This is a genomic window from Murinocardiopsis flavida (genome assembly GCF_003014485.1).
GTDB lineage: Bacteria > Actinomycetota > Actinomycetes > Streptosporangiales > Streptosporangiaceae > Murinocardiopsis > Murinocardiopsis flavida.
In genome coordinates this window covers 1-2,182 of sequence record NZ_PYGA01000064.1, presented here as the reverse complement: position 1 = coordinate 2,182, position 2,182 = coordinate 1, and the positions used below count along the sequence as shown (strand labels likewise).

Below are 2,182 nucleotides of genomic sequence, written 5' to 3'. Positions count from 1 at the left end.
TTTCCCTACAGGATCAAGGCCCGCCCGCGCTTCGCGCGGGCGGGCTTACGCGTTTCATGGAGGCCGGGCCGGGGTCGGCGCTCCCGGACAGCCGCGCTCCGCGCGGCCTCCTACGTCGGCCGTGCTCGCGCGGCGCCCGTCCGCACCGCCCCCTCACGCCCCCAGCACGGGCGCCCGCCCACGCGAAGCGCGAACAGTGACCACGCAGGACAAGCCGCCACCCGCACCCGGGAACCGCCCGCCCGTCCACCGCGACGACCACCGTGCAGCCCTCTCCGACCGCACGCGCCGATCCGCCAGCACCAGCACCCGCACCACCACGGCGTTGAACGCGGGTCATGCGACCAGGCCCGCCCCCAGGCCGACCACGCCACGCCGCAACTCCCAGCGACCGGCAAATCCGTGGTCATCGCACCCGCCCCGACCGACCAACGCCACACCCAGGCACCCGGCGTCTCTGCCACACCCGGTCTAGCAGCCGCCCGACCGCCGCCGCCACGTCGTTCATCCAGTGGGGTGCTCCACCCGGCCCCCGCGCCCCCGCACCCGCTCATCCCTGCCGTGACAGACACACCATGCACCAGGGAGTACCGATGATCGACAACGCGGGACACGAGGACCACGGATTTGTCACTCACCGCTTCGAGCTGTGGCGCGACGTGTTCGCCCTGAAGACGACCCCGGTCACCTGGCCCGCATTCAACGTCGCGTTCGCCCGGCTGATGATGCTGCCCGACCACCTCAGGGCGCGCGCCATCTACGAGTGCTACAAGGTGGACGACGAGCTGAACGACCGGTCGGATCCGGAGCAGAGCGTGTGACAACTTCCCCTACGTAGTAGATGCCCCAGACCTTCAGACCACCCCCTGGGGCCCGCCCCCGCGCACGCCCCACCCTTCAGACCACCCCCTGGGGCTGGGCTCACACCCCCTGTGGTGCGGGCGACCGGCCCCGCGGGGGCCGCGCTCGCTCCGCTCGCACGACGCGCCCCCCGCGGCGCCGGCTGCCCGCGCACCGCGCGCAGCCCCAGGGCCGCCGGTGGCCAGCGCCCCCGCCACCGGCCCGGTCACCGCACGCGCGCAGACCAGCCCTTCGCCCGGCCCCGGCTGGCTCACGGTGCCTATCCCGGCAAAACCATGGCGCGTCAAGGTCGGTCAGACAAAGGGTGCTCCACCTTGACGCGCCATGGCCCCGCCGGGATGTGACGGCCCCGCCAGCCGGAACCTCAAGCGAAGGACTTCCCCATGCAGCACACGCCCGCCTACCTCCGCGCCGCCGACGAGACCGCCTACCTCCTCACCTCCGACGACCCCGCCGAGGTCCGGCGCGGCCTGCTCCGCTTCCAGGCCCTGCCCCGCCAGCTCCACGCCGAGGTCTACGCCCGCATCGACGTCCACCTCGCCCCCGAGCTGGACCAGGAGCCCGCCCCCGCAGAGGTCGAGGTCGCCCAGGACGCCCCCGAGGGTGAGCCCGTCGCCGAGGTCGCCTTCTCCGCCGAGTGAGCCCGCCGGGGTCGGCCCCCACCGGGGGTCGGCCCCGGTTCCGCCGTTCCCGCCGACCCGGCGCCCCCCCGCCGGTACCATCGCGCCCATGGCCGATGACCAGCCGCGCCCCATCCGGTCCGCACCCAGCGCCCGCGCCACCCAGGCCGCCGCAGACGCCGCCCACGCCGAACGCGTCGCCCATCTCGCCGCAGAGTTGGAGCGGCAAGGATGGGTGAAGATCCGCGCGGACACCGACGAGGACCGCGCCGCGATCCGCCGCGCCGCCAGCGCCGCCGCTTCCGATCTCGGCTACGCCGTCCGCTCCACCATCACCCCGGACGGAGCGGTCATGGTCGCCGTCGACGACACCGGCCAGCCCCCGAACCCGGTGCGCGACCAGCGCGACGACGCCCGCGCACGCCGCGCCATCGATGACGCGTTCCGCCGCCCCGAGGATTGAACCCCCCGTTCAGACAGGGGCCGCGCGTGGCCCCTGTCCGGGCGGCCGATTCTGTCCACGTCCACACCGCGCGGCGGGGCCCGAAGAGCGGAGGGCCCCGGCGCGACACCAGGGGCAGCGGTCAAGCCCGCGCCCCCCGCATTGCCAGCGTGCGGCCCTCCGCTCTCCCGCCGCGTGCCGCTCCCGTGACCAGAACCCGCCACCCTCGCGGGGAACCCGCCCAGGAGCCGCCCCCGCC

The 2,182-nt window shown here is 74.9% G+C and carries 3 protein-coding genes; all 3 read left to right on the top strand.

All coding sequences use genetic code 11. The features are described from left to right. Positions 1–593 precede the first annotated feature (593 nt). The 3 genes from CLV63_RS33035 to CLV63_RS33025 all read left to right on the top strand — a co-directional run bounded on the left by CLV63_RS33035 (position 594) and on the right by CLV63_RS33025 (position 1,944). Complete coding sequence (locus CLV63_RS33035; RefSeq protein WP_106587176.1) at positions 594–821, top strand: hypothetical protein; 228 nt, start codon at positions 594–596, stop codon at positions 819–821. Positions 822–1,244: 423 nt separating this feature from the next. After that, entirely contained in the window at positions 1,245–1,502 is a 258-nt protein-coding gene (locus tag CLV63_RS33030) for a hypothetical protein (RefSeq protein WP_106587175.1), read from the top strand. A gap of 88 nt (positions 1,503–1,590) precedes the next feature. Then, positions 1,591–1,944, top strand: coding sequence for a hypothetical protein (locus CLV63_RS33025; RefSeq protein ID WP_106587174.1), 354 nt, complete (start codon positions 1,591–1,593; stop codon positions 1,942–1,944). Positions 1,945–2,182 lie beyond the last annotated feature (238 nt).

Coding starts and splice junctions, on each gene's coding strand:
- CLV63_RS33035 (WP_106587176.1), top strand. CDS start 594: ATGATCGACAACGCGGGACACGAGGACCACGGATTTGTCACTCACCGC.
- CLV63_RS33030 (WP_106587175.1), top strand. CDS start 1,245: ATGCAGCACACGCCCGCCTACCTCCGCGCCGCCGACGAGACCGCCTAC.
- CLV63_RS33025 (WP_106587174.1), top strand. CDS start 1,591: ATGGCCGATGACCAGCCGCGCCCCATCCGGTCCGCACCCAGCGCCCGC.